Here is a 26,780-nt window from a genome sequence, read left to right as displayed (position 1 = left end):
ACATCCTTCACCATTTTTTGATGATTTTTATAGAAATCTTAAGAGAAAGATTACTCTACAGGAACCATATCGTCAGACGGCTGCACTTGTGAAACCGGCTTAACTTTACGGTAGTTTGGCATTCCAGTTCCAGCAGGAACAAGTTTACCGATGATGACATTCTCTTTCAAGCCAAGCAGTTCATCACGTTTTCCTTTGATCGCCGCATCTGTTAGGACACGAGTCGTTTCTTGGAAGGATGCTGCAGACAAGAATGAGTCTGTTTCAAGCGATGCTTTTGTAATACCAAGAAGAACTGGACGACCTGTTGCAGGACGTTTGCCTTCGAATAGTACTTTTTTGTTCGCTTCTGTGAATTGGTGTACATCAAGAAGTGTGCCTGGTAATACATCTGTATCCCCTGCATCAGCGACACGCACTTTACGAAGCATTTGGCGAACCATTACTTCTACGTGCTTATCTCCGATTTCTACCCCTTGCATACGGTATACTTTTTGTACTTCATGAAGCAGATATTCTTGAACAGCTGTCATATCAGTCACTTTAAGAAGTTCTTTCGGATCGATTGAACCTTCTGTCAGTACTTGACCACGAGTAACTTTGTCACCTTCAACAACTTTCAGACGTGCATTGTAAGGAGCTGTGTAAGAGCGAGTTTCAACTTCGCCTTGAACCACAATTTCCTGTTGCTTGTCACGAACATCGTTAATTTCAGCAACGACACCATCAATTTCAGAAATGGTTGCCTGCCCTTTCGGATTACGCGCTTCAAATAACTCTTGGATACGAGGTAAACCTTGAGTGATATCGTCTCCTGCTACCCCACCGGTGTGGAACGTACGCATTGTAAGCTGTGTTCCTGGCTCACCGATCGATTGTGCAGCGATGATTCCAACTGCTTCACCGACTTCAACGTCAGTACCAGTTGCAAGGTTACGGCCGTAGCATCGTTTACATACACCATGAGGCGTGTTACATGTAAATGCAGAACGGATCCATACTTCCTCGATTCCTGCTTCAACTACTTCAAGTGCTTTATCTTCATCAATTAGTTCGTTTTCGCCAACAATGACTTCGCCCGTTTCAGGATGAACAATTGGTTTTCTTGCAAAACGTCCGATCAGACGTTCTTCAAGTTTCTCAATAATTTCATTTCCTTCTTTAATGGACTTCGCCAAGATTCCACGGTCTGTACCGCAATCTGTTTCGCGGATGATAACATCCTGCGCAACGTCAACGAGACGACGCGTGAGGTAACCAGAGTCAGCTGTTTTAAGAGCTGTATCGGCAAGACCTTTACGCGCTCCGTGAGTGGAAATAAAGTATTCCAATACGGTTAAACCTTCACGGAAACTAGATTTAATCGGAAGTTCAATGATACGGCCAGCCGGGTTGGCCATCAGACCACGCATACCAGCCAACTGAGTGAAGTTAGATGCGTTACCACGCGCTCCAGAGTCACTCATCATGTAGATTGGGTTGACTTCATCAAGGGACTTCATCAGTTTACCTTGGATGACATCTTTAGAAGAACTCCAGATCGAAATGACTCTCTCGTAACGCTCTTCTTCAGTAATCAAACCACGTCTGAATTGCTTCATGACGTTATCTACTTTTGCTTGCGCTTCTTCGAGGATCTTCTGTTTATCATCTAATACGACGATATCAGACACCCCAACCGTAATACCCGCTTTAGTAGAGTATTTGAAACCAAGATTTTTCATGCGGTCAAGCATTTTAGATGTCTCAGTGATATGGAATCTCTTAAAGATTTCAGCAATGATTTTACCTAAAATACCTTTTTTGAACGGCGCATTGATTTCTTGTTTCTCGATCGCAGCTTTGACATCTTCTCCTTTTTCAAGGAAGAAGCGGTCAGGCGTTTTTTCTTCAATATTGCTCTTTGTCGGCTCATTCATGTAAGGGAATGATTCCGGTAAGATTTCGTTAAAGATTAGTTTTCCAACTGTTGTAATCAACAATTTAGAACGCTGTTCATCAGTGAATGTCACATTCTTCAACGAGTTAGCTGCAACAGCTACACGTGTATGAAGATGCACATATCCATTTTGATAAGCTAGAAGGGCTTCGTTCGTATCTTTGAAGACCATACCTTCTCCGATAGCACCTTTACGCTCAAGTGTAAGGTAGTAGTTACCTAGCACCATATCCTGAGATGGCGTAACAACAGGTTTTCCATCTTTCGGGTTCAAAATGTTTTGAGCAGCAAGCATTAAGATACGAGCTTCAGCTTGAGCTTCAGCAGATAATGGTACGTGAACCGCCATTTGGTCACCATCAAAGTCAGCGTTGTAGGCAGTACATACAAGTGGATGCAGACGAATTGCGCGTCCTTCCACAAGTGTAGGTTCAAACGCTTGAATACCAAGTCTGTGAAGAGTTGGTGCACGGTTTAGTAAGACTGGATGCTCACGAATCACTGATTCTAAAACATCCCAAACTTCCGGCTGCACGCGCTCAATCTTACGTTTCGCGCTCTTAATGTTGTGAGCTAATCCTTTTTCAACAAGCTCCTTCATCACGAATGGTTTGAATAGTTCAAGAGCCATTTCTTTCGGAAGTCCACACTGATACATTTTCAAATGTGGTCCAACGACGATAACGGAACGTCCAGAATAGTCAACACGTTTACCAAGCAAGTTTTGACGGAAACGCCCTTGTTTCCCTTTCAGCATGTGAGAAAGAGATTTCAATGGTCTATTTCCTGGTCCTGTTACTGGTCGGCCTCTACGTCCATTATCAATCAAGGCATCGACAGCTTCTTGAAGCATACGCTTCTCGTTCTGAACGATGATGCTTGGCGCGCCAAGATCTAATAAACGTTTCAGACGGTTGTTACGGTTGATGACACGACGATAAAGGTCGTTCAAGTCAGAAGTAGCAAAACGTCCGCCATCAAGCTGAACCATTGGACGTAATTCTGGTGGAATAACCGGAAGTACATCAAGGATCATCCAAGACGGTTTGTTTCCTGAGTTACGGAAAGCTTCCAACACTTCAAGGCGTTTGATCGCACGTGTACGACGCTGTCCTTGAGCTGTTTTCAGCTCTTCTTTGAGTGTATCTACTTCTTTCACAAGATCGATATCTTGAAGAAGTTTGTTAATTGCTTCTGCACCCATAGCTGCTTGGAAGGTGTTACCGTATTTATCTAAATAAGCACGGAATTCTTTCTCAGAAAGAAGTTGTTTCTTCTCAAGCGGTGTGTTGCCCGGATCAGTCACGACGTAAGAAGCGAAGTAAATCACTTCTTCTAACGCACGTGGTGACATATCTAGAACAAGACCCATACGGCTTGGGATACCTTTGAAATACCAAATGTGGGAAACTGGGGCAGCCAGTTCGATATGCCCCATTCTCTCACGACGGACTTTTGCCCGTGTTACTTCTACACCACAACGGTCACATACAACACCCTTATAACGAACGCGTTTATACTTTCCACAATGACATTCCCAGTCTTTTTGCGGTCCGAAGATACGTTCACAAAAGAGACCATCTTTTTCCGGTTTCAGTGTACGATAGTTAATCGTTTCAGGCTTTTTCACTTCACCAAAAGACCAAGAACGGATTTTATCAGGTGATGCGAGACCGATGTTCATATACTCAAAATTGTTCACATCTAGCAAGGGGCCTACCTCCCTTTTAATCTTCGGGTTATACCCTAGTCACTTGCTCTAATCGTTTCTGCTATTCTTTTGTGACTGCGTCACGTTCAAGATCGACAGGTGCGAGGTCTGCAGCATCTTCGTCATTAGATAACGCTAATCCGTCTGCTTTCTTCGTTTCCTCATCGTCTTCTAAATCTCTCATTTCTATCTCTTCTTCATCGCCAGATAGGATTTTCACATCCATACCTAAACTTTGAAGTTCTTTAATTAATACTTTGAATGATTCAGGGACACCTGGTTCAGGAACGTTATCCCCTTTGACGATCGCTTCGTATGTTTTCACACGACCCACAACGTCATCCGATTTCACAGTTAAGATTTCTTGAAGTGTATATGCTGCACCGTAAGCTTCAAGTGCCCATACTTCCATCTCTCCGAAACGCTGTCCACCAAACTGTGCTTTACCGCCCAGTGGCTGCTGCGTAACAAGTGAGTATGGTCCAGTTGAACGTGCGTGAAGTTTATCGTCAACCATGTGAGCCAGTTTGATCATATACATGATTCCAACAGATACACGGTTGTCGAATGGTTCACCAGTTCGACCGTCATAAAGGACTGTTTTCGCATCACGGGACATACCTGCTTCTTCAAGCGTTTCCCAAACATCTTCCTCACGCGCACCATCAAATACTGGTGACGCAATGTGGATGCCTAGGTAACGTGCAGCCATACCCATATGAAGCTCAAGTACCTGACCGATATTCATACGAGATGGTACCCCTAGAGGGTTTAACATGATATCAATCGGTGTTCCATCTGGAAGATACGGCATATCTTCTTCTGGAAGGATTTTAGAGATAACCCCTTTGTTACCATGTCGTCCGGCCATTTTGTCACCTTCAGAAATCTTACGCTTCTGAACGATGTATACACGGACTAACTGGTTAACACCTGGTGGTAATTCATCTCCATCTTCACGATTAAAGACTTTGACATCGTGGATGATTCCGCCGCCGCCGTGTGGTACACGTAGAGACGTATCACGTACTTCACGAGCCTTTTCACCGAAGATTGCATGTAATAGACGTTCTTCAGCTGTTAGTTCTGTTACACCTTTAGGCGTTACTTTCCCGACAAGAAGGTCTCCGTCTTTTACTTCTGCACCAATACGGATGATTCCACGCTCGTCAAGGTTGCGTAAAGCATCTTCCCCAACGTTTGGAATATCACGCGTAATTTCTTCTGGTCCAAGCTTTGTATCACGAGCTTCTGATTCATATTCTTCAATATGAATAGACGTGTAGACGTCATCTTTTACAAGGCGCTCACTCATAATGATCGCATCCTCATAGTTGTAACCGTCCCAAGTCATGAAGCCGACCATAACGTTACGTCCTAGAGCCAATTCACCTTTTTCCATAGAAGGACCGTCTGCAAGGATTTCTCCTTTGACGACTTCATCTCCAACACTTACAATTGGGCGCTGGTTGTAGCAAGTCCCTTGGTTAGAGCGGACAAATTTCAGCAAGCTGTATTTGTCTAGGTTTCCTTTGACTTGTTGTCCGTCAACGTCTTCATAACGGCGAACCCAAATATTCTTCGCTTCAACACGTTCTACAACACCTGGGTAACGGCAGATCACAGCAGCACCAGAGTCTTTACCTGATACATACTCCATACCTGTACCAACAATCGGTGATTCCGGCTGCATCAAAGGCACAGCCTGACGTTGCATGTTCGCTCCCATTAGAGCACGGTTAGAGTCATCGTTTTCTAAGAATGGGATACATGCTGTCGCTGCAGAAACAACCTGCTTTGGCGAAACGTCCATGTAGTCAACGCGGTTTCGAGGAACAACGGTGTTTTCCCCTCTGAAACGAGCAATGATATTATCATCGATAAACGAACCATCTTCACCTAATATAGCGTTCGCTTGTGCTACTACGTAATTATCCTCTTCATCAGCGGTTAAGTAATCGATTCTCGGCGTCACTTTACCTGTTTCAGGATCAACCCGACGGTAAGGTGTTTCGATAAATCCGAAGCGGTTCACTTTCGCAAATGAAGATAGAGAGTTGATCAAACCAATGTTTGGACCCTCTGGTGTTTCAATCGGACACATACGACCATAGTGAGAATAGTGAACGTCACGAACTTCCATCCCTGCACGCTCACGTGTCAAACCACCCGGTCCAAGCGCTGATAGACGACGTTTGTGTGTCAATTCAGCAAGCGGGTTTGTTTGATCCATGAACTGAGAAAGCTGAGAGCTACCAAAGAACTCTTTGATAGAAGCGATCACAGGACGGATGTTGATCAGCTGCTGAGGTGTAATCGTGTTCGTGTCTTGAATCGACATTCTTTCACGAACAACACGCTCCATTCTGCTTAAACCAATACGGAATTGGTTTTGCAGAAGTTCACCTACAGAACGCAGACGACGGTTACCAAGATGATCGATATCATCTGTGTCACCTACTCCATGAAGCAGGTTAAAGAAGTAACTGATTGAAGCAATGATGTCAGAAGGCGTGATGTTCTTCACAGCTTCCTCTACATATGCATTACCAATCACGTTGATCACTTGCTCGCCTTCTTGATCAGTTGGTGCATAAATCTTGATAGATTGAAGTTCTACTTCATCCTCTACTACGCCACCGTTTGGATAAAGCTTTCTAAATCCGATGCCGTTTTCTAAGTATGGAAGAACTTTATCAAGCACTCTTCTATCTAAAATTTGACCTTTTTCTGCTAGGATTTCACCTGTTTCAGGATCAACTAGCGTTTCAGCCAATTTTTGATTGAATAGTCTATTTTTAATATGAAGCTTCTTATTAATCTTGTAGCGTCCAACATTTGCTAAGTCATATCTCTTCGGATCAAAGAAGCGAGAGTCTAGCAAGCTTTTCGCATTTTCAACAGTTGGCGGCTCTCCGGGACGAAGACGCTCGTAGATTTCGAGAAGTGCTTTATCGGCATTCTCTGTATTGTCTTTTTCCAACGTGTTGCGTAAGTATTCATTCTCGCCAATGAGGTCAAGAATCTCTTGATCAGAGCTGAAGCCGAGAGCACGCAAAAGAACCGTAACCGGCAACTTACGTGTGCGATCGATGCGTACATAGACTACATCCTTCGCATCAGTTTCGTATTCTAACCATGCGCCACGGTTTGGAATGACAGTCGCAGTAAAACCTTTTTTACCGTTTTTGTCTACTTTACCACTGAAATATACACTTGGAGAACGTACTAACTGAGAAACGATTACACGTTCCGCACCATTAATGATAAAAGTACCTGTGTCTGTCATGATTGGGAAATCACCCATAAACACATCTTGGTCTTTTACTTCTCCAGTTTCTTTGTTAATTAAACGAACTTTTACTCTTAGTGGAGCAGAGTAAGTTACATCACGTTCTTTTGATTCTGCTACAGGATACTTAGGATCCCCTAGGCTGTAATCAATGAATTCAAGAGAAAGGTTACCAGTAAAATCCTCAATTGGGGATATATCTTGAAACATCTCTCTAAGACCCTCATCAAGAAACCACTGATAAGAAGAGGTTTGAATTTCAATGAGATTTGGTAATTCTAACACTTCGCTTATGCGTGCGTAGCTTCTGCGCTGGCGGTGTCGTCCATACTGAACTAGTTGACCTGTCAACTGATTCACCCCTCAAATCATGCGTATTATATGTGTAAAAAGTATTTCTGTCTTTCAAATGTCAGTAAAGAAATACTTTTACAAGACAAAAGAAAAAAGGGTTTCTAAAATAAGAAAACCACATCCAAAAACAAATACCGATTTTATTAGTTTTCCCAAGTATGCATAATTTATACAAAATAGTTGTTTTTTAAGCCTATCAAGCAAAATATACACATTGGCATTTTATAATGTTAACACAGCTAGGAAACTGCGTCAAACTTTTTTAGCTTTGATAATATAGTAGCCCTTTTTTTTCATAACGACCGTCACTTCTCCAAAAAGCTGCTCTAATTTCTCAATCGCAGATGGTCCACCTTGTTTTTTCTGAATAACCACCCACAACTCACCTTCCGGCAATAAATGATCAGCACTTTTTTCAAAGATCGCATGTACTACTTTCTTCCCTGCCCGTATTGGGGGATTGGTCAGTATAGAGGCGAAAGCAGCTGATGAATGAACATTCGAGAACAAATCACTTTGATAGATGCGGACATTATCAATGCGATTATGCTTAGCGTTTTCCTTTGAAAGTTCGACTGCTCTTTCGTTCACATCAATCATATGAATGGTGCGGCCTGTCATTTCGTTTGCTAACGATAAGCCGATCGGTCCATAACCGCAACCGACATCTAAGACGTCGCCATCCAAGTCAGGTTCTTCAAAAGCTTCAATTAAAAGCCTCGAACCATAGTCGACTTCTTTCTTAGAAAACACTCCACTGTCACTTGTAAAAGTAAAGCTACGGTTTCTCAAGGTGAAGTCCCATGTCTGTTTATTGCTTTTCACTGATGGCTTTTCCGTATAATAGTGGTCACTCATGGTGAATGGACCTCCTCTGGATTCAATCGTTTCAGGAGATAAGAAAAGAAAAAGCCCGCCAGTAAAAGCGAGCTTTCCCAAAAGATTAGGCGAAGATTACTTAACTTCTACAGAAGCGCCAACTTCTTCAAGCTTAGCTTTAAGTTCTTCAGCTTCTTCTTTAGCAATACCTTCTTTAAGTGGTTTTGGAGTGTTGTCAACAAGTTCTTTAGCTTCTTTCAAGCCAAGACCAGTGATTTCACGAACCACTTTGATAACTTTGATTTTTTGGTCTCCAGCACCAGCAAGTACTAGATCAAAATCAGTTTTTTCTTCAGCAGCAGCACCGCCACCAGCAGCTACAGCTACAGGAGCAGCAGCAGTTACGCCAAATTCTTCTTCGATTGCTTTTACTAAGTCGTTTAACTCAAGTACAGTTGCTTCTTTAACTGAAGCAATGATTTCTTCGATATTTAAAGCCATTTGTAATTCCTCCATTTTTAAGTTTTTTACGTCAAGTACGCATTAAGCGCCTTGTTCTTCTTTTTGATCTGCAACTGCTTTAGTAGCAAGAGCAAGGTTACGAACTGGAGCTTGAAGAACGCTAAGCAACATAGAAAGTAAGCCTTCGCGAGACGGAAGTTCCGCAAGAGCCTTCACTTCTTCTACAGTCGCTACGTTTCCTTCGATAACACCAGCTTTGATTTCTAAAGCTTCGTGGCTTTTCGCAAATTCGTTGATGATTTTCGCAGGTGCGATAACATCTTCGTTACTGAATGCGATAGCGTTTGGACCTGTTAAGAAATCGTTTAAACCCGTTAGTTCAACTTGTTCAACTGCACGGCGAGTCAAAGTATTTTTGTAAACTTTGAATTCTACGCCAGCATCACGAAGCTGTTTACGAAGTTCAGTCACTTCAGAAACTGAAAGACCGCGGTAATCTACGATTACAGTAGATAAACTGTCTTTAAATTTAGAAGTAATTTCATCAACGACAACTTTTTTAGTATCGATTGCATTGCTCATGGTTACACCTCCTGTACATTCTTTGTGTAACACTTATACCGATCAGGCCATCACGTTCCTAACGAACGGTTCTCCATATAAAAAGCCTCCATTAAGACATGGAGGCTGTATATACAAGCATACGTTAACGTAAGACTGTGACATATACACCTCGGCGGGTTAATTAAGCCATAAGGCCCCTGCTGTCTACGGTATAAATGATTATTCTATTTTACAACATTTTGATATTATCAAAACGGTTGTGATAAGTCAAGAATTATTTTGCAGAGAAAGAAGATGGGTCCACTTTCACGCCAGGGCCCATAGTAGATGTAACAGAAACGTTTTTCACATATACACCTTTAGCCGCTGCAGGTTTTGCTTTAAGGATTGTGTCATAGATTGTTGCAAAGTTCTCAACAAGCTTTTCGTCCTCGAAAGAAACCTTTCCGATTGGCGCGTGGATGTTACCAGCTTTATCAACGCGGTATTCTACTTTACCAGCTTTGATTTCATTGATTGCTTTTTCTACTTCGAAAGTTACAGTTCCTGTTTTAGGGTTTGGCATAAGACCTTTTGGTCCAAGTACACGACCGATCTTACCAACTTCACCCATCATGTCAGGTGTCGCAACGATTACATCGAATTCGAACCAGCCTTGTTGGATTTTAGTGATGTAATCAGAATCTCCAACGTAGTCTGCTCCAGCAGCTTCTGCTTCTTTTGCTTTTTCGCCTTTAGCGAACACAAGAACGCGTTGAGTTTTACCAGTTCCATTAGGAAGTACAACTGCACCGCGGATTTGTTGATCGTTTTTACGAGGGTCTACGCCCAAACGAAAAGCAACTTCTACAGTCGCATCAAATTTCGCTGTATTTGCTTTTTTTGTAAGAGAAACAGCTTCAGCAACATCATACGCTTTTGTACGATCGATCAGCTTAGCAGCTTCTACATACTTTTTACCTTTTTTAGCCATTATAAAAATCCTCCTTATGTGGTTTTAGCGGAATAACCTCCCACGAATAAGGGTTGCGAACTTGTCAAAACCAAACTCGCAACCCAACAAGACAAAAAATTAATCTTCGATGACAATACCCATACTGCGTGCAGTACCTTCAACCATGCGCATAGCTGATTCAACGCTAGCAGCGTTTAAGTCAGGCATTTTTGTTTCCGCGATTTCGCGTACTTTATCACGCTTAACAGTTGCCACTTTATTACGGTTAGGTTCACCAGAACCAGACTCAATACCAGCTGCTTTTTTAAGTAATACTGCAGCAGGTGGAGTTTTAGTAATAAATGTAAATGAACGGTCTTCAAAAACCGAAATTTCAACAGGAATGATAAGACCAGCTTGGTCAGCTGTACGAGCGTTAAACTCCTTACAGAATCCCATGATATTAACACCGGCTTGACCTAGTGCAGGTCCAACTGGTGGAGCTGGGTTAGCTTTTCCAGCAGGAATTTGCAATTTAACAACTTTTACTACTTTTTTAGCCACGAGACACACCTCCTTAAAGTCCGTGATGTGGTAATAGGGGAATCCCCCTCCCACTCAACAACTTCATTCTTTATATGAATGACGAAATAACTAGCTAGCGATCTTGAGCGAACTCAAGACGTACCTTTGCTATATTACCACTTCTATACACTCATTTCAAGCTCTTTTAAATTACAATTTATCGATCTGTGTGAACTCAAGTTCCACAGGAGTTTCTCTACCAAACATATTAACGAATACTTTGACTTTGCTTTTATCATAATCAATCTCTTCGATAGAGCCTGTGAAGTTAGCAAATGGTCCATCGATGACCTTGACTGTTTCTTTTAGTTCAAAATCGATTTCTGTCTTGCGCTCTTCAAGTCCCATTCTCTTCAGAATGGTTTCCGCTTCGCCAGGTAATAACGCTGTCGGCTTAGAGCCTGATCCAGCTGATCCAACGAATCCTGTCACACCTGGTGTATTACGAACGACATACCAAGAATCGTCAGTCATGACGATTTCTACTAGCACATATCCAGGGAATACTTTCTTTTTCACTACTTTTTTCTTACCATTTTTAATGTCCGTTTCTTCTTCTTCTGGTACAACAACGCGGAAAATTTTATCCTGCATGCCCATTGATTCAACACGCTTTTCCAAGTTCGCTTTCACTTTGTTCTCATAGCCAGAGTACGTATGCACAACATACCAATTCTTTTCCATTTTCGTTCAGGACTATTTAGTCCTTCCCTCCCCACATTTCGTAATGTCTATTTGACGAATCTCGAGTACCGGTAAATATTTTCAAGCAATTGAAAAAACCCGTAAAACGGGTTTTTTGGCAAGTCATATTATGATCTATTATAGCACGTTCAGCAGACCATTATTCAAGTATTAATGAATTAATTCGATTAATTGTGAGATTCCTATATCAAGAAAAGAGAAAAAGATGGCAAAAAATACGACTGTTAAAATAACAGTGATCGTGTAGCGGACCATTTCGTTTTTCTTTGGCCAGCTGACCTTTTTCATTTCTTTCCCGACACTTTTTAAGAAACTGATAATACGCATGTAAAAGACCTCCACAGATTAAAGAACGCAAATCCTACTTCGTTTCTAAATGTGTTTTATGTGAATTACAAGTCTTGCAATATTTCTTAACTTCTAATCTTTCAGCTGCTGAAGCAACACTTTTCATTGTCGTATAATTGCGGCTTCCGCAGTCTTTACAGGCTAGAGTAATCTTTTTCCTCATATTTACACCTATTTTCTCGACATCATTTCCTTAGTACCTTATCACAGTGTCGAAAAAGCTGTCAATATAGGTTTGATTAGAGACTGATCTCGCGCAGCTCTAAATATTTCTCTAATTTTCTCTTTACTCTTTGGAGTGCGTTATCAATTGATTTCACATGACGGTTTAAATCTTCAGAAATCTCCTGATAGGACCTGCCATCAAGATAAAGCACAAGTACCTTTCTTTCCAGCTCGCTTAGTAATTCACCCATTTTCATTTCAATATCATCAAATTCTTCTTTGCTAATGATTAAATCTTCTGGGTTAAGCGCTTTAGCACCGGAAATGACGTCCAATAATGTTCTGTCCGATTCTTCATCGTATATCGGCTTGTCTAATGATACATAGGAATTTAACGGGATATGTTTTTGGCGAGTAGCTGTTTTAATTGCGGTGATAATTTGGCGGGTAATACATAATTCTGCAAAAGCCTTAAATGAAGTAAGCTTGTCCTCTCTGAAATCGCGGATAGACTTATAAAGTCCGATCATCCCTTCTTGGACAATGTCCTCTCGATCCGCTCCAATCAAGAAATAAGATCTTGCTTTCGCACGTACAAAATTGCGGTATTTCGTTATTAAATAATCTAGCGCATCACTATCTCCGACATGAACCCTTTCAATGACTTGTTCATCTTCCAACTGGCAAAATTGCTCTCTGATGGACTTACCCTTGCTGTTGTTTAGATTCACTTCGATCCCCCCGACCGCACCTAGATAGAAATATTATACAATAATGGTTGAAATATCGTCAAGCTATTCCAAGTTTCCCCGCCGCCATTTTTCAAACGTTTTCAATACATCTTCTGACAATTCAATTTTGGATGCTGGTTTATCAGAAGTAATCTTTTTGACACGTGTTTCAATCTTTCGTTCAATCACTTCTATCTCTCTTAAGAGCTCTCGTGCTGACTTACGAAGTGCACCCTGTCCAAAAATCGCCCATTGTTCTGTATAATCAGAGGTCGCCACATGAATTTGCGTCCGAATGTTATTTAAGTCTTGTGCCAGTTTTTCAATCCGCTCATCAGCCGTTTCATTTTCTCTTGTAAAGATGACCTCTACTCGGTGGTTTGTCCGCTTCTTTTCGATTCCTTTGACCATATGGGCATCGAATACGACAATGACTCGATACCCTGTATATGCTTGATATTCTGCTAAATGTTGAATCAGCACGTCTCTGGCTTCTTCAAAGCTGTTTTCTTTTAAGTGCTGCAAACGAGGCCATGCACCTATCATGTTGTATCCATCGACTAAGAGGATGTCCATCTCTATTCTCCTAACGGATAACGTTTTCGATACACTTCATACATCAATAGACTAGCGGCAACTGATGCATTTAATGAAGTGACCTTCCCGGCCATTGGCAATTTAATCAAGAAATCACATTTTTCCTTAATCAATCGGCCAATTCCTTTTCCTTCACTGCCAATGACAAGAGCGAGAGGCATCGTGCCATCAAATTGTCTGTAGTCCTGCTTCGCAGATGCATCTGTTCCTGCGACCCAAATTCCTCTTTCTTTCATTTCATCAAGAGCTCTGGAAAGATTGGTTACTTTTGCGACCGGGATATGTTCAATGGCTCCAGTAGATGCTTTCGCAACAGTTGTCGTCAAGCCTACCGCTCGTCGTTTTGGAATGACGATTCCATGTGCACCAACAGCATCGGCCGTACGCATGATCGACCCTAAATTGTGCGGATCTTCAATTTCATCTAAGATGATGAAAAATGGTTGTTCATTCCGCTTTTCAGCAATTTGATACAGATCGTCCAATTCTGCATATTCATATGCTGCTACTTGTGCAACGATTCCCTGGTGCTGACCTGTTACCATCTGATCAAGCTTTTTCCTCGGAACATACTGAATGGTGATATTTTGCTTTTTCGCGAGTTCAATGACCTGCTGGGCTTGTCCTTTTACAGTGTTTTCTGCCATCCAGAGCTTGTATAACTCCCGATCTGACTTCAGTGTTTCAATCACTGCATTTTTCCCAATCACATAATCATGTTGCTGACTCATTTGTCTTCCTCCCTGACGTTCCGATTTCAATCGCCTGACTAATCAACTCTTCTAAGCGTTCGTCCTGCTTCTCAATAAATAAATAACCCATGAGCGCTTCAAACGCTGTACTATAACGATACGTTTGAACGTCTGTGTTTTTAGGCACTGTGCCTGATTTTGCATTTCTTCCTCTTTTCAGCACCGCTTCTTCCGCTTCTGTGAAAAAGCCCTTCTGCTGAAGCTCAAATAAAATAGCGGCCTGAGATTTAGCTGAAACGATCTTACTTGCACGTTTATGAAGCTCATTTGGTTTGGTCGCCCCCGTTTGGAGGAGGTGATGCCTCACGTATACTTCAAAAATGGCATCACCCATATAAGCAAGCGCAAGTCCATTCAACTGTTTTCCGTCTTTCAGCTTTTCAAAATTCAACATGACCTATTCTCCTCTTTTCCAGCGAGTACCTTGAGGAGTATCCTCCAATACAATATTCATGCTCTTTAACTGGTCACGAATTTGATCAGATAGCGCAAAATCGCGATTTCTTCTAGCCTCATTGCGTTTTTCAATTAACGCTTCTACTTCTTCGTCAAGCGTATGCTTTTCTTCTAATGAGAAGCCAAGGACAGAGGTGATTTCTTGGAACAAGCCAATAAATGCCTTGATCACTTCCTCAGAAGTATGATCATTTTCCATATAGTAATTCGCTTGTTTCGCTAGTTCAAATAAAACAGAGATGGCATTTGCCGTATTGAAGTCATCATTCATTTCAGAAATAAATGTCGCACGCTGCTCTTCAATCTTTGTCAACCATTCAGTGTTATCCTCTGTTAAATTGGTACTGCTCTCAAGACGATGATGTAGATTTGAATAAGATGTTTTGAGTCTGTTAAATGCACTCTTTGTACTTTCCAATAAGTCAATGGAGTAATTGATTGGATGACGATAGTGAACCGACAGCATAAAGAAACGAAGCACATCTGGATCTTGTTCTTTAATAATGTCATGTACGAGCACAAAGTTGCCTAGTGATTTTGACATTTTTTCATTCTCAATATTAATATATCCGTTATGCATCCAATACTTTGCAAAAGGTTTGCCTGTCAAAGCCTCAGATTGAGCGATTTCATTCTCGTGATGAGGGAACGTTAAATCCTGTCCGCCAGCATGAATGTCAATCGTATCGCCTAAATACTTTTTGACCATCGCAGAACACTCGATGTGCCAGCCTGGACGCCCTTCGCCCCACGGGCTATCCCAAGAAATCTCCTGATCCTTTGCGGCCTTCCATAATGCAAAGTCGAGTGCATCCCTTTTCTTTTCACCTACACGAATACGGGCACCTGTCTTTAATTCATCAATCGATTGGTGAGACAGTTTTCCGTAGCCTTCAAATGAGCGTGTGCTGTAATACACGTCACCATCTGCCTCATAGGCGTAGCCTTTTTCAATCAATGTGGCGATAAACGCAATGATATCATCCATATTTTCTGTCACTCGCGGGTGAAGGTCTGCTTTTTTGCAGCCTAATGCACTGACGTCCTCAAAGTATGCTTGGATAAATCGATCAGCAATCGTTGGGACATCTTCGCCTAATTCATTTGCTGCTTTGATGAGTTTATCATCCACATCAGTAAAGTTGGATACGAAATTCACATCATAGCCGCTATATTCTAAATACTTACGTACCGTGTCATATACAATGGCAGGTCTTGCATTCCCGATATGAATGTAGTTATACACGGTTGGTCCGCATACATACATTTTCACCTTTCCTGGTTCAAGTGGGACAAACTCTTCCTTCTTACGTGTCAATGTATTATAAATATTGATTGTCATGATTGTTCTTCCTTTCTGCTCAATGAAGCCAGCTCACGTTTTAGCTTTTCCATTTCTCGCTCCAATTCTTTGAAACGATCAGAAACTGGATCTGGCAAATCTTGATGATTGAGATCACGATTGATTTTCTTTCCATTTTGAACGACCACTCGCCCAGGTATACCTACAACAGTGGAATGGTCTGGTACGTCTTTTAACACAACAGACCCCGCACCAATCTTGGACCCTTTTCCTACGGTAATGGAACCGAGCACCTTAGCACCAGTCGCAATCAGGGCATCGTCCAAAATAGTTGGATGCCGCTTTCCCTTTTCTTTCCCTGTTCCCCCTAATGTCACGCCTTGGAAAACAGTGACGTTATCGCCAATTTCACATGTTTCCCCAATCACGACGCCCATGCCGTGATCAATAAAGAACCGCCGGCCGATGGTTGCTGCTGGGTGAATCTCAACCCCTGTGAAAAACCGGCTGACCTGAGAAATGATCCGCGCAAGAAAATACAGCTTACGCTTGTAAAATGCATGCGCAACACGATGAGCCCAAATCGCATGAAGCCCTGAATAGGTTAGCACTACTTCAAGATAGCTTCTAGCAGCAGGATCTTGATCAAACACAGTATCAATATCTTCTTTCAGCATTTTGAAAAACACATGCTCCCCCCGTTCTTCCCCATCAATCTCTCTTAGGACTTGCTCTCTTTTTTGGACAAATAAAAAACGCCTCTGCCATATGACAGAGACGTTTTGAAAACGCGGTTCCACTCTGTTTAGAAAGCCCTCATTTCGCAGCCTTCTCAACTTCATCCCATAACGGAGGGTACCGCCCTTGCATACTAACATACGTGTTCCTCAAGGGTCTTGAGGGTGCATTTCCAACGTCTGCCCATAAGTCTCTTTCAGCCGGTGAAGACTCTTTCTGTGATGGACGATAACATTGTACTTCTCCCTCGCAACGATTTTCCTTATATTTGTTTAATGCGGTTTAATACCGTCTCTTTACCTAGTAGTTCAATACTTTGCGGAAGCTCTGGGCCATGCGTTTGTCCAGTGACAGCCACACGAATTGGCATGAATAGTTTCTTACCTTTATGCCCTGTTTCTTTTTGTACCGCTTTAATGGCAGCTTTGATTTCATCAGGTGTGAAAGACTCAAGACGTTCAAGCTGACCTGCAAACGAAGCCATCACTTCTGGTACTTGCTCTTCTGCAAGAACTTCCTTTGCCTCTTGATTATACTCAATTTGTTCCTTAAAGAACAACTCTGTTAACTCAACAATTTCTGCTCCATAGCTCAATTGCTCGTGATATAGAGAAATGAGTTTGCGCACCCACGTGTTTTCTTCTTCTGTCAGCTGCTCGCTTACCTTGCCTGCCTTTTGAAGATGTGGAAGTGTAAGTGCCACAACTTGATCAAGATCAAGTGCTTTTACATATTGGTTATTCACCCATTTTAGTTTATGCATATCGAAGAGAGCTGGTGACTTAGAAAGTCGATTGACATCGAAAATATCGATGAACTGCTCTTTTGTAAATAGTTCCTCTTCACCAACTGGAGACCATCCAAGCAGTGCAATGAAGTTAAACAAAGCTTCTGGTAAATAGCCCAAGTTCTTATACTGTTCGATGAACTGGATAATTGATTCATCACGCTTGCTTAATTTCTTGCGGTTCTCGTTTACAATCAGCGTCATATGTCCGAACAGCGGAACATCCCAGCCAAATGCATTGAAGACCATAATTTGTTTAGGTGTATTCGAAATGTGATCCTCACCACGAAGAATGTGAGTCATTTTCATCAAATGATCATCCACCGCTACAGCGAAGTTATACGTTGGCGTACCATCTTTCTTCACAATAACAAAGTCACCGATGCCGTCTGTTTCAAATGAAATCTCGCCTTTGACCATATCGTCAAATTTGATAATTTCTCCTTTAGGCACTCGGAAGCGGATGCTTGGCTCTCTTCCTTCAGCAATCAGCTTGTCCTCTTCTTCTTTTGATAAATGACTGCATTTACCAGAATATCGAGGCATTTCACTGCGGGCGATTTGTGCTTCACGCTCTGCCTCTAGCTCTTCTGCCGTACAATAGCACTTATACGCCAAGTCCTTCTCTAACAGCTCGTCATAATATTTTTTGTAAATATCATTACGCTCTGATTGTCTGTAAGGGCCGTAACCGCCATCTTTATCAATGCTCTCATCCCAATCAATACCGAGCCATTGCAGGTGGCGAAGCTGGCTTTCCTCCCCGCCTTCTACATTACGCTTTTGATCCGTATCCTCGATTCGAATAATAAATTTGCCGCCTTGGCTGCGTGCGAACAAATAGTTGAAAAGAGCCGTTCTAGCATTCCCAATATGTAAATGGCCAGTTGGACTCGGTGCATAACGAACACGCACTTCATTTCCCATGAGTTTAACTTCCTTTCATCTGCATCATGTTGTCTGACACCAATTTTTTATAAACGTATTTTATCATCAAAACCTATTCTCATCAAAATGGATTTTACTTTTTCTGAAGAAGCACTGTTGCCTGAGAGGCAATTCCTTCTCCTCTTCCTGTAAATCCGAGTTTCTCTGTCGTTGTTGCTTTGACATTCACCTGTGTGACATCTGCCTCAAGCGCTTCTGCAATTTTCTCACACATTGGTTGTATGTAAGGTGCCATTTTTGGCTTTTGCGCCATGATGGTGCAGTCAATATTCACAAGAGTGTAGCCCTTTTCTTTCACAAGTGCCCACACATGCTGCAATAATTTAAAAGAATCTGCATCCTTAAACTCAGGATCTGTGTCTGGGAAATGTCTGCCGATATCTCCTTCAGCAATCGCACCCAGGCATGCATCTGCCACTGTATGAAGCAGTACGTCAGCATCTGAATGCCCTAGCAGTCCCTTTTCATAAGGGATGGTGACCCCGCCGATAATTAGAGGTCTTCCCTCTGTTAATTGATGTACATCAAAACCTTGTCCTATTCTCAACATGATCTAGTACCCTCTTTCCGCATCCATAATTGCCTTGGCAACCAATAAATCATCCGGTGTTGTCAGTTTAATATTGGTATAGTCTCCTTGGACAATATACACACTCTCACCGTGTAATTGTTCCACAAGACTGGCGTCATCTGTTCCAAGAAAGCCTGTCCGCTCCGCATGTTCATGCGCTTCTTTTAAAATAGAATGACGAAAAGCTTGTGGGGTCTGGACTGCCCACAAGCTCTGACGTTCAATGGTTTGTTCCACTTTGCCTTCTTGAACGCGTTTGATTGTGTCTTTCACTGGTACCGCTACGACTGCGGAGCCTTTTTCAATCGCTGCTTTAACGAGCAAGTCAATCTGTGTATGCTTAATAAAAGGCCTTGCGCCATCATGAACAAGCACGATGTCCGCATCTTGCACAGCCTTCAATCCTTCGTATACACTTTGCTGCCGTTCTTCACCGCCAGTGACAAGTGAAACAGGCGTTTGAAAAGCGTGTACCTTCAGTAGCCTTTCAAAGTCACGACGCTCTTCTTCATTGATCGCTAAGATCATGCGTCTGCATTGTGAATGAGCGTCAAACACCTTCAGTGTGTGGATGATGACCGGCATTCTTTTCAATTCAATAAAAAGTTTATTGCGGCCGGCCTTCATTCGCTTCCCCTGCCCCGCAGCCGGAATAACTACTTCATAATACATGTTCGTTCTCCCTTTAGAGCGCCTTCTCCAGAAGTTTTGGCTTCGCAAAAATCATTCTTCCAGCAGCAGTTTGCAGCACACTCGTGACGAGCACATCAATGTCTTTTCCAATATAATTGCGTCCTTCTTCGACCACAATCATCGTACCGTCATCTAAGTAAGCAACACCTTGGTTATGCTCTTTCCCATCTTTGATGACCTGTACCTTCATTTCTTCCCCAGGCAGTACAACCGGTTTGACTGCATTGGCTAGATCATTGATGTTTAACACTGCTACTTTTTGAAGTTCGCATACTTTATTTAAATTAAAATCATTTGTCACAACAACACCTGAAGTTAACTTAGCGAGTTTCACAAGCTTGCTGTCAACCTCTTGAATATCTTCAAAGTCACCTTCGTAAATTTCAACTTTAATATCCAGTTCTTTTTGGATACGATTTAAAATATCAAGACCTCTTCGGCCTCTATTTCTCTTTAATACATCAGAAGAGTCGGCAATATGCTGTAATTCCTCAAGTACAAATTGAGGAATGACCATCACACCTTCTAGGAATCCAGTTTGACAAATATCTGCGATTCTTCCATCAATGATAACACTTGTGTCTAAAATTTTCAGCTTTTTATCTTCTATTTCAGGTTCATCATCAGCTGCTCCTTTTTTCTTTGTGACCTTTGCAGATCGAGAGAACAGCCCCATCATTTCATCCTTCTTCTTAAACCCTACCTGAAATCCAAGGTATCCTAAAAAGAAAGCCAGGAAAATCGGAATAATGGTACCAAAAATATGATATGGGATATTGTTTAGCGGGATCACGTTTACAATAAGATATGCTAGAATAAGTCCAAATACTAAACCGAAACTTCCAGATATAAGATCAGGAAGAGGCGCCTTCAATAGAGAATCCTCGATCCATTTCACCCAATTAACCACATAGCCTGTGCACCATTTACCAATGATAAAGAACACAGCGGCTCCTATTAGTGCTGAAGAGTAAGCATTTGTTATGAAAGGTATGTCCTTCACATTTAACAGCAGAAATAACTCTGGAATGATAAAAATCCCTACAACTGCACCGAAAATGATAAAAAACGCCTGAACGATTCTTTTTAACATACCTTCACCTCCTTTATTTTTCATCTGTCAATCCACCTTCATCTGACATTTATATATGCTTAAGTTTCCTATCATCATGAACAGAAAACAAAACCATCATTAATATACCCATATTCATCCATTTTTAACCGTATTTAAGAAAAATTTCTCTTTTTATAGCTGACGGTCGATATAATGTTTTTCTTGCAGTCTTTTTAATCCTTTTTTTATCTTTTTCGCTCTTACTTCTCCAATTCCTTCTACTTCATCCAAATCTTGTACATCCGCTTCCATAATTCGATCTAGCACACCAAATGCTTCGACCACGTTTTCAACGATTGGCATAGGTAGTCTAGGGATTTTATGAAGTAATCTGTAACCTCTAGTGTACACATATTCGTCAATATTTGTAGATGCTGGATAGCCGAGTAACTTGTACAAAATAGAGTCATCTAAAAGTTCAAAGCTCGACATATCTTGGAGCTGTTTCAGCAGCACATATGGATCTTTGATCTTTTCTTTCACGTAATCTTTAATAAATAAAGCCGCTTCCTGCTCCATATCTGTAATCAGCTCATTGACTTGCAGACGGATCAAGTGTCCTTCTGTCCCAAGCTCTTTGATATACATATTGATTTCATTTTTGATTCTAAGTACCATTTCATAACGATGCAGCACGGATAATACATCACCAAAGGTCACAAGTTCTTCAAATTCTAAAGCGCTTAACGCAGAAATGGCATGATCTAAAATGGTTTTATATTTCTCCAGTGTTTGTATCGCTTGGTTGGCCTTCGTCAAAATAAAACCAATATCTTTCAACGTATATCGTCGATTCCCTTGGTATAAGGTAATCACGTTCCGACGTTCAGAAATGGCAATGATTAAGCAACCTGTCTGCTTTGCTACACGTTCAGCCGTTCGGTGTCTCATGCCTGTTTCTGATGAATGAATGGTTGCATCCGGCATGAGCTGTGTATTCGCATACAAGATTTTTTGACCAGAGTCACTTAAAATAATCGCCCCATCCATCTTCGCCAATTCATATAAATGTGCTGGGGAGAATGCAGAATTAATATGAAATCCTCCATCTACCACACTTTTCACTTTATCGTTATAACCAACAACAATGAGCCCTCCAGTATTGGCTCTTAGGACGTTTTCAATCCCTGCCCGCAGGGGTGTCCCCGGTGCCACAAACTGGACAATATCTAAGAGATCGACTTCTCTCGCTCCTTTTTTCTCTTTTTCCATTTCTATGATCCCCCTAGTGAAATACGAAGTGCCTCTGCTACATTTTCTACACCGACTAATTCAATCCCTCTCGGTTTTTTCCATCCATCTATATTCGCCTGAGGAATAAACATTCGTTTAAATCCTAGTTTAGCAGCTTCCTGCACACGCTGTTCAATTCTTGATACTCTTCTGACTTCTCCCGTCAGACCCACTTCTCCTATAAAGCAATCTGCTTGATGCGGCGCTGCATCTTTAAAGCTTGATGCAATACTGACGGCAATAGCTAAGTCAATCGCCGGTTCGTCAAGCTTCACACCGCCTGCGACCTTTAAATACGCATCTTGGTTTTGCAGCAGCAGCCCCACGCGTTTTTCTAAAACTGCCATTAGGAGCGACACTCGATTATGATCAAGGCCAGTAGCCATTCTTCGCGGATTCCCAAAGCTTGTCGGGGAAATTAACGCCTGTATCTCGACAAGTACGGGTCTTGTTCCTTCCATTGAGGCAACAACACACGAACCAGATACACCTGCCGACCGCTCTTCTAAAAAGATTTCTGATGGGTTCAATACTTCCGTGAGCCCTTCCTCTCTCATTTCAAAAATTCCCAATTCATTCGTTGAACCAAATCGGTTTTTGACCGCCCGTAAGATACGAAACGTATGATGACGCTCGCCTTCAAAATAAAGAACTGTGTCCACCATATGCTCTAAAAGGCGTGGACCTGCGATCGAGCCTTCTTTGGTCACGTGACCAACGATAAAAATAGGAATACCATTTGTCTTGGCAATTTTCATCAGCTGTGCTGTACATTCTCTTACTTGAGATACAGAACCGGGAGCTGACGTAATATCGCTTTGATAAACGGTTTGAATCGAATCCACCACAACAAAAGCAGGTTTCATCTCCTGTATAGCAGACGTTATATACTCCATATCGGTTTCAGCCAAAACATGTAAAGAGGCGCTTTCAATGCCAAGGCGGTCCGCTCTTAGCTTCGTTTGTTTAATGGACTCCTCACCAGATATGTATAACACATTCTGATTTTTGTCTGAGAGCTGTGCTGATACTTGTAATAATAATGTGGACTTCCCAATCCCAGGATCTCCGCCGATGAGAACAAGAGAACCTTTGACAATTCCACTTCCTAATACTCGGTTAAATTCTTCTAAATTTGTTTTAATTCGGGGTTCTTCGGATGTTTCAATTGCAGATATAGGTGAAGGTTTTTGAATGGTTTGAACAGAATGATTAAAAGCACTTCGACGGTTTGCCGGCTCTTTGCGAACGACCTCTTCTGTCATACTGTTCCAAGTGCCGCAGCCTGGACATTTCCCCATCCATTTGGCTGACTCATAACCGCACGATTGGCATATAAATTTTGATTTTGTCTTAGCCATAGATTGAAGAATACAACTCCTTATACTGGTCAGAAAATAAGTAAAGGGAGGCATACACCTTACTGGTATGCCTCACACTTTTTTCTTACTATATTAGTTCGTAGCAGCCGTCGCTTTTACGACAATTTCTCCATCTTCCACATCTAATACGATATGTTGACCTTTTTCAATATTCCCCTTCAGAAGCTCTTCAGAAAGTCGATCTTCTACATGCTTTTGAATCGCTCTTCTTAACGGACGCGCACCGTACTCAAGATCTACTCCTTCGTCGGCAATTTTCGCTTTTGCTGCTTCCGTCAATTCAATTGATAGGTCTTGTTCTTTTAATCGTTTTGTCAATTGATCAGACATGAGAGACACGATCTCTTTGAGATGTTTCTTCTCAAGCGAGTGGAAGACAATGATTTCATCAATACGGTTGATAAACTCAGGTCTAAACGCACGTTTCAACTCGCCCATCACTTTGCCTTTCATATCCTTGTAATTTTGACTTTCATCCTGCACGTTAAAGCCAACATATTTATTGCGCTTCAGCTCACTAGCTCCAACGTTTGATGTCATGATCAAAATCGTATTTCTAAAGTCAACGGTACGCCCTTTAGAATCAGTCAGACGACCATCTTCTAACACTTGCAGTAAGATATTAAATACATCTGGATGCGCCTTTTCAATCTCGTCTAAAAGAACGACAGAATAAGGTTTTCTTCTCACTTTTTCAGTCAGCTGTCCACCTTCATCATAGCCCACATAGCCTGGAGGTGACCCAACAAGTCTGGATGTAGAGTGTTTCTCCATGTATTCAGACATATCAATACGGATCATTGCTTCTTCATCACCGAAAATAGACTCAGCGAGTGCTCTTGCAAGCTCCGTTTTACCAACCCCTGTTGGACCCAAGAAGATAAAGGAGCCGATTGGACGCTTCGGATCTTTCAGGCCAGCACGCGCACGTCTCACTGCTTTTGCTACAGCGACAACCGCTTCATCCTGTCCGATCACGCGAGAGTGGAGCAATTGTTCCATGTTCAGAAGCTTATCTGTCTCCGTTTGAGCAATTTTCGAAACAGGCACTCCCGTCCAGCTGGAAACGACCATTGCGATATCATCTACAGATACCTCTGAATTCTCTTGTCCCTGCTTTTCTTTCCATGATTTCTTTGTAACTTCTACTTTTTCACGCAAACGCTGTTCTGTATCGCGAAGAGAAGCTGCTTTTTCAAATTCTTGACTTTGAACTGCCGCATCCTTTTCCTTGCGTACTTCATCCAGCTTTTGCTCTAATTCTTTTAGATTAGGCGGTGTCGTGAACGAACGTAAACGGACTTTCGAACCTGCCTCATCAATTAAATCAATCGCCTTATCTGGAAGGAAACGGTCAGAAATATAACGGTCAGACAGCTTCACTGCCGCCTCAATCGCTTCATCTGTAATAGACACACGGTGATGTGCTTCATACCGGTCTCTAAGTCCTCTTAAGATTTGAATACTTTCATCAACAGACGGCTGATCTACTTGAATTGGCTGGAAACGTCGTTCAAGCGCAGCGTCCTTTTCAATGTATTTACGGTACTCATCTAACGTTGTCGCTCCAATACATTGAAGTTCACCACGTGCTAAGGATGGCTTCAAGATATTAGACGCATCAATCGCGCCCTCTGCTCCACCAGCACCAATGAGTGTATGAAGCTCGTCGATAAAGAGAATGATATTTCCTGCCTGTCGAATTTCGTCCATCACTTTTTTCAAACGATCCTCGAATTCACCACGATATTTCGTCCCAGCTACAACAGTTCCCATATCCAGTGTCATCACTCGTTTATCGCGCAGGATTTCAGGCACTTCGTTATGAATAATTTGCTGTGCAAGACCTTCTGCGATGGCTGTTTTACCAACACCAGGCTCACCAATCAGCACAGGGTTATTTTTTGTTCTTCTACTTAGGACCTCAATAACACGTTGAATTTCTTTGCTTCGGCCAATGACAGGGTCCAAGCTGTCCTCTTTTGCAATAGCTGTCAAATCTCTTGCCAAGCTATCTAGTGTTGGTGTATTTGCATTGCTATTAGAGCCTGCCGCAGATGCACCTGTTTCATTGCTTCCAAGCAGCTGCAGAACTTGCTGACGTGCTTTATTTAAGCTCACTCCGAGGTTATTTAAGACACGGGCAGCGACACCCTCTCCCTCACGAATAAGACCTAATAGAATATGTTCTGTCCCTACATAGGAATGACCTAGCTTTCTTGCTTCATCCATTGAAAGCTCAGTGACCTTCTTCGCTCTAGGCGTATAATGAGGAATAGCTTGAGACACCTCTTGCCCTCTTCCAATCAAGCTTTCGACTTCTTTTTGGATTTTATCTGAAACAAGGCCCAGTGCTTCTAACGCTTTAGCAGCGATGCCCTCACCTTCACGTACAAGGCCAAGTAAAATGTGCTCAGTACCTATGTTTTTATGGCCTAGGCGAATGGCTTCTTCTTGTGCAAGTGCTAATACCTTTTGAGCTCTTTCAGTGAATCTTCCAAACATCATATCGTTTCATCCTCCTGTCCATTCCTATGCATTTCTAAGCGCAGCCTTTCTCTAATAATCGCTGCTCGTTTTATATCTCGTTCATTTGGCTCTAAGGCTCCTCCTGAATATTGTTGAAGGAAGCCGGGCTGAGTCAAAATCATGAGTTCATTCAGTATATTACTTGAAAGCCCCTTAATGATACCTAAATCAATTCCAAGCCGCACATCTGACAAACACTTTGCTGTTTCCTTTGATTCAATCATACGACAATTGGCCAAAATCCCTAAGGAACGGTACACTCTGTCCTCAAGTTCAATTTTAGATGTTTGATATAAAGCTTTTCGTGCAGATCGCTCTTGTTCAATGAGCTGAGCGGTCACACTATTCAAGTCATCTACAATGTCTTCTTCTGATTGACCAAGTGTCATTTGATTTGATATTTGAAAGATGTTTCCTATTGCTTCGCTGCCCTCACCATAAATTCCTCTGACCACAAGACCTAATTGATTAATGGCCGGAATAATCCGATTCATTTGTCTTGTGAGCGCTAATGCTGGTAAATGCATCATGACCGAAGCCCTAATACCTGTACCTACATTGGTCGGACAGCTTGTTAAGTATCCTCGCTTTTCAGAAAACGCATAATCCACTTGCTCTTCAATCCAGTCATCTACCTGATTAGCCGCTTTTAGTGCATTGGCTAGCTGAAAACCTGGGAATAAGCATTGGATTCGAATATGGTCTTCTTCATTCAGCATCACACTGATTTCTTCATTTTCAGAAAGCAAACAGCCGCCAAATCTTGATTCAGCTAAATTGGGGCTAATCAAATGCTTTTCAACAAGTACCCTCTTTGCTAAAGGCTGCGTTTCATTCATTCGAATGAGAACAAAGTTTCCAATGTCCTTCACTTCCTGGCTAGCAAACTTTTGTTCGAATTGCTGGAGAACAGCTTCAGCTTCAGCTTGAGAAAACTGAGTTGGGAAACGAACATGCTCTAGATTGCGAGCTAGCCGGATACGACTGCTTAGAACAATGTCACTTTCTGGTCCTTTTTGTTTCATCCACTGACTTAGAGCGTCTTGAATAAAATGCTGGAGCGACATG

The 26,780-nt window shown here is 42.0% G+C and carries 24 protein-coding genes and 2 other annotated features; all 24 genes read right to left on the bottom strand.

The genetic code is table 11. From position 1 onward, the window contains the following. Positions 1-50 precede the first annotated feature (50 nt). Complete coding sequence (gene rpoC, locus MHI58_RS00695; protein ID WP_007496298.1) at positions 51-3,650, bottom strand: DNA-directed RNA polymerase subunit beta'; 3,600 nt, start codon at positions 3,648-3,650, stop codon at positions 51-53. A gap of 61 nt (positions 3,651-3,711) precedes the next feature. Beyond that, a complete protein-coding gene (gene rpoB / locus MHI58_RS00690; RefSeq protein WP_007496297.1) occupies positions 3,712-7,293 on the bottom strand; it encodes a DNA-directed RNA polymerase subunit beta in 3,582 nt (1,193 codons plus the stop codon). Between the two features lie 255 nt (positions 7,294-7,548). Beyond that, positions 7,549-8,154 (bottom strand): class I SAM-dependent methyltransferase, encoded by a 606-nt coding sequence (locus MHI58_RS00685; protein WP_007496296.1) that lies wholly within the window; start codon positions 8,152-8,154, stop codon positions 7,549-7,551. Positions 8,155-8,250: 96 nt separating this feature from the next. Further along, complete coding sequence (rplL, locus tag MHI58_RS00680; RefSeq protein WP_008345418.1) at positions 8,251-8,616, bottom strand: 50S ribosomal protein L7/L12; 366 nt, start codon at positions 8,614-8,616, stop codon at positions 8,251-8,253. 42 nt (positions 8,617-8,658) lie between these two features. Then, entirely contained in the window at positions 8,659-9,159 is a 501-nt protein-coding gene (gene rplJ, locus MHI58_RS00675) for a 50S ribosomal protein L10 (protein WP_007496293.1), read from the bottom strand. Positions 9,160-9,228: 69 nt separating this feature from the next. Beyond that, positions 9,229-9,369: a sequence feature (ribosomal protein L10 leader region), on the bottom strand. Positions 9,370-9,415: 46 nt separating this feature from the next. Then, complete coding sequence (rplA, locus tag MHI58_RS00670; RefSeq protein WP_017359164.1) at positions 9,416-10,114, bottom strand: 50S ribosomal protein L1; 699 nt, start codon at positions 10,112-10,114, stop codon at positions 9,416-9,418. A 99-nt stretch (positions 10,115-10,213) separates the two neighbouring features. Further along, a complete protein-coding gene (rplK, locus tag MHI58_RS00665; protein ID WP_003216956.1) occupies positions 10,214-10,639 on the bottom strand; it encodes a 50S ribosomal protein L11 in 426 nt (141 codons plus the stop codon). A 171-nt stretch (positions 10,640-10,810) separates the two neighbouring features. Beyond that, positions 10,811-11,344: a transcription termination/antitermination protein NusG gene (gene nusG, locus MHI58_RS00660; RefSeq protein WP_003217197.1), complete on the bottom strand. Its 534-nt coding sequence runs from the start codon at positions 11,342-11,344 to the stop codon at positions 10,811-10,813. A gap of 171 nt (positions 11,345-11,515) precedes the next feature. Continuing rightward, entirely contained in the window at positions 11,516-11,692 is a 177-nt protein-coding gene (secE, locus tag MHI58_RS00655; RefSeq protein WP_008345422.1) for a preprotein translocase subunit SecE, read from the bottom strand. A 34-nt stretch (positions 11,693-11,726) separates the two neighbouring features. Continuing rightward, a complete protein-coding gene (gene rpmG / locus MHI58_RS00650) occupies positions 11,727-11,876 on the bottom strand; it encodes a 50S ribosomal protein L33 (protein WP_008356502.1) in 150 nt (49 codons plus the stop codon). Positions 11,877-11,952: 76 nt separating this feature from the next. After that, on the bottom strand, positions 11,953-12,609 hold the full coding sequence (gene sigH / locus MHI58_RS00645; protein ID WP_008345424.1) for an RNA polymerase sporulation sigma factor SigH: 657 nt from the start codon (positions 12,607-12,609) through the stop codon (positions 11,953-11,955). A gap of 63 nt (positions 12,610-12,672) precedes the next feature. Further along, the gene (rae1, locus tag MHI58_RS00640; protein WP_007496285.1) at positions 12,673-13,185 is read right to left on the bottom strand and encodes a ribosome-dependent mRNA decay endonuclease Rae1/YacP; all 513 of its coding nucleotides are present in this window, start codon (positions 13,183-13,185) and stop codon (positions 12,673-12,675) included. Positions 13,186-13,187: 2 nt separating this feature from the next. Continuing rightward, positions 13,188-13,937, bottom strand: a complete 750-nt coding sequence (rlmB, locus tag MHI58_RS00635; protein WP_017359163.1) for a 23S rRNA (guanosine(2251)-2'-O)-methyltransferase RlmB — start codon at positions 13,935-13,937, stop codon at positions 13,188-13,190. Next, entirely contained in the window at positions 13,921-14,352 is a 432-nt protein-coding gene (locus tag MHI58_RS00630; RefSeq protein WP_008345428.1) for a Mini-ribonuclease 3, read from the bottom strand. Before MHI58_RS00630 ends, rlmB begins: the two co-directional genes overlap by 17 nt. A gap of 3 nt (positions 14,353-14,355) precedes the next feature. After that, positions 14,356-15,756 (bottom strand): cysteine--tRNA ligase, encoded by a 1,401-nt coding sequence (gene cysS, locus MHI58_RS00625; RefSeq protein ID WP_008345429.1) that lies wholly within the window; start codon positions 15,754-15,756, stop codon positions 14,356-14,358. Further along, positions 15,753-16,406: a serine O-acetyltransferase gene (cysE, locus tag MHI58_RS00620; protein ID WP_017366453.1), complete on the bottom strand. Its 654-nt coding sequence runs from the start codon at positions 16,404-16,406 to the stop codon at positions 15,753-15,755. Before cysE ends, cysS begins: the two co-directional genes overlap by 4 nt. 81 nt (positions 16,407-16,487) lie before the next feature. After that, positions 16,488-16,717 (bottom strand) — a binding site (T-box leader). Beyond that, positions 16,718-18,169, bottom strand: coding sequence for a glutamate--tRNA ligase (gene gltX / locus MHI58_RS00615; RefSeq protein WP_045035068.1), 1,452 nt, complete (start codon positions 18,167-18,169; stop codon positions 16,718-16,720). It lies immediately after the preceding feature. Between the two features lie 94 nt (positions 18,170-18,263). After that, positions 18,264-18,740 (bottom strand): 2-C-methyl-D-erythritol 2,4-cyclodiphosphate synthase, encoded by a 477-nt coding sequence (gene ispF / locus MHI58_RS00610; RefSeq protein WP_003216928.1) that lies wholly within the window; start codon positions 18,738-18,740, stop codon positions 18,264-18,266. 3 nt (positions 18,741-18,743) lie between these two features. Then, positions 18,744-19,433: a 2-C-methyl-D-erythritol 4-phosphate cytidylyltransferase gene (ispD, locus tag MHI58_RS00605; protein ID WP_008345432.1), complete on the bottom strand. Its 690-nt coding sequence runs from the start codon at positions 19,431-19,433 to the stop codon at positions 18,744-18,746. Positions 19,434-19,446: 13 nt separating this feature from the next. Further along, complete coding sequence (locus tag MHI58_RS00600) at positions 19,447-20,547, bottom strand: PIN/TRAM domain-containing protein (RefSeq protein WP_003217214.1); 1,101 nt, start codon at positions 20,545-20,547, stop codon at positions 19,447-19,449. A 153-nt stretch (positions 20,548-20,700) separates the two neighbouring features. Then, a complete protein-coding gene (disA, locus tag MHI58_RS00595; RefSeq protein WP_007496267.1) occupies positions 20,701-21,780 on the bottom strand; it encodes a DNA integrity scanning diadenylate cyclase DisA in 1,080 nt (359 codons plus the stop codon). Positions 21,781-21,782: 2 nt separating this feature from the next. Beyond that, positions 21,783-23,162, bottom strand: a complete 1,380-nt coding sequence (gene radA, locus MHI58_RS00590) for a DNA repair protein RadA (protein ID WP_025092231.1) — start codon at positions 23,160-23,162, stop codon at positions 21,783-21,785. A 93-nt stretch (positions 23,163-23,255) separates the two neighbouring features. After that, positions 23,256-25,691, bottom strand: a complete 2,436-nt coding sequence (gene clpC, locus MHI58_RS00585; RefSeq protein ID WP_007496263.1) for an ATP-dependent protease ATP-binding subunit ClpC — start codon at positions 25,689-25,691, stop codon at positions 23,256-23,258. Beyond that, a complete protein-coding gene (locus MHI58_RS00580) occupies positions 25,688-26,779 on the bottom strand; it encodes a protein arginine kinase (protein ID WP_024425579.1) in 1,092 nt (363 codons plus the stop codon). Before MHI58_RS00580 ends, clpC begins: the two co-directional genes overlap by 4 nt. Position 26,780: the final 1 nt, after the last annotated feature.

It is taken from the genome of Bacillus sp. FSL K6-2869 (genome assembly GCF_040869405.1).
GTDB lineage: Bacteria > Bacillota > Bacilli > Bacillales > Bacillaceae > Bacillus > Bacillus altitudinis.
This window is presented reverse-complemented; position numbering and strand designations above follow the sequence as displayed.

Coding starts and splice junctions, on each gene's coding strand:
- MHI58_RS00685 (WP_007496296.1), bottom strand. CDS start 8,154: ATGAGTGACCACTATTATACGGAAAAGCCATCAGTGAAAAGCAATAAA.
- rplL (WP_008345418.1), bottom strand. CDS start 8,616: ATGGCTTTAAATATCGAAGAAATCATTGCTTCAGTTAAAGAAGCAACT.
- rplJ (WP_007496293.1), bottom strand. CDS start 9,159: ATGAGCAATGCAATCGATACTAAAAAAGTTGTCGTTGATGAAATTACT.
- rplA (WP_017359164.1), bottom strand. CDS start 10,114: ATGGCTAAAAAAGGTAAAAAGTATGTAGAAGCTGCTAAGCTGATCGAT.
- nusG (WP_003217197.1), bottom strand. CDS start 11,344: ATGGAAAAGAATTGGTATGTTGTGCATACGTACTCTGGCTATGAGAAC.
- secE (WP_008345422.1), bottom strand. CDS start 11,692: ATGCGTATTATCAGTTTCTTAAAAAGTGTCGGGAAAGAAATGAAAAAG.
- rpmG (WP_008356502.1), bottom strand. CDS start 11,876: ATGAGGAAAAAGATTACTCTAGCCTGTAAAGACTGCGGAAGCCGCAAT.
- rae1 (WP_007496285.1), bottom strand. CDS start 13,185: ATGGACATCCTCTTAGTCGATGGATACAACATGATAGGTGCATGGCCT.
- rlmB (WP_017359163.1), bottom strand. CDS start 13,937: ATGAGTCAGCAACATGATTATGTGATTGGGAAAAATGCAGTGATTGAA.
- MHI58_RS00630 (WP_008345428.1), bottom strand. CDS start 14,352: ATGTTGAATTTTGAAAAGCTGAAAGACGGAAAACAGTTGAATGGACTT.
- cysS (WP_008345429.1), bottom strand. CDS start 15,756: ATGACAATCAATATTTATAATACATTGACACGTAAGAAGGAAGAGTTT.
- gltX (WP_045035068.1), bottom strand. CDS start 18,169: ATGGGAAATGAAGTGCGTGTTCGTTATGCACCGAGTCCAACTGGCCAT.
- ispF (WP_003216928.1), bottom strand. CDS start 18,740: ATGTTGAGAATAGGACAAGGTTTTGATGTACATCAATTAACAGAGGGA.
- ispD (WP_008345432.1), bottom strand. CDS start 19,433: ATGTATTATGAAGTAGTTATTCCGGCTGCGGGGCAGGGGAAGCGAATG.
- MHI58_RS00600 (WP_003217214.1), bottom strand. CDS start 20,547: ATGTTAAAAAGAATCGTTCAGGCGTTTTTTATCATTTTCGGTGCAGTT.
- disA (WP_007496267.1), bottom strand. CDS start 21,780: ATGGAAAAAGAGAAAAAAGGAGCGAGAGAAGTCGATCTCTTAGATATT.
- radA (WP_025092231.1), bottom strand. CDS start 23,162: ATGGCTAAGACAAAATCAAAATTTATATGCCAATCGTGCGGTTATGAG.
- clpC (WP_007496263.1), bottom strand. CDS start 25,691: ATGATGTTTGGAAGATTCACTGAAAGAGCTCAAAAGGTATTAGCACTT.
- MHI58_RS00580 (WP_024425579.1), bottom strand. CDS start 26,779: ATGTCGCTCCAGCATTTTATTCAAGACGCTCTAAGTCAGTGGATGAAA.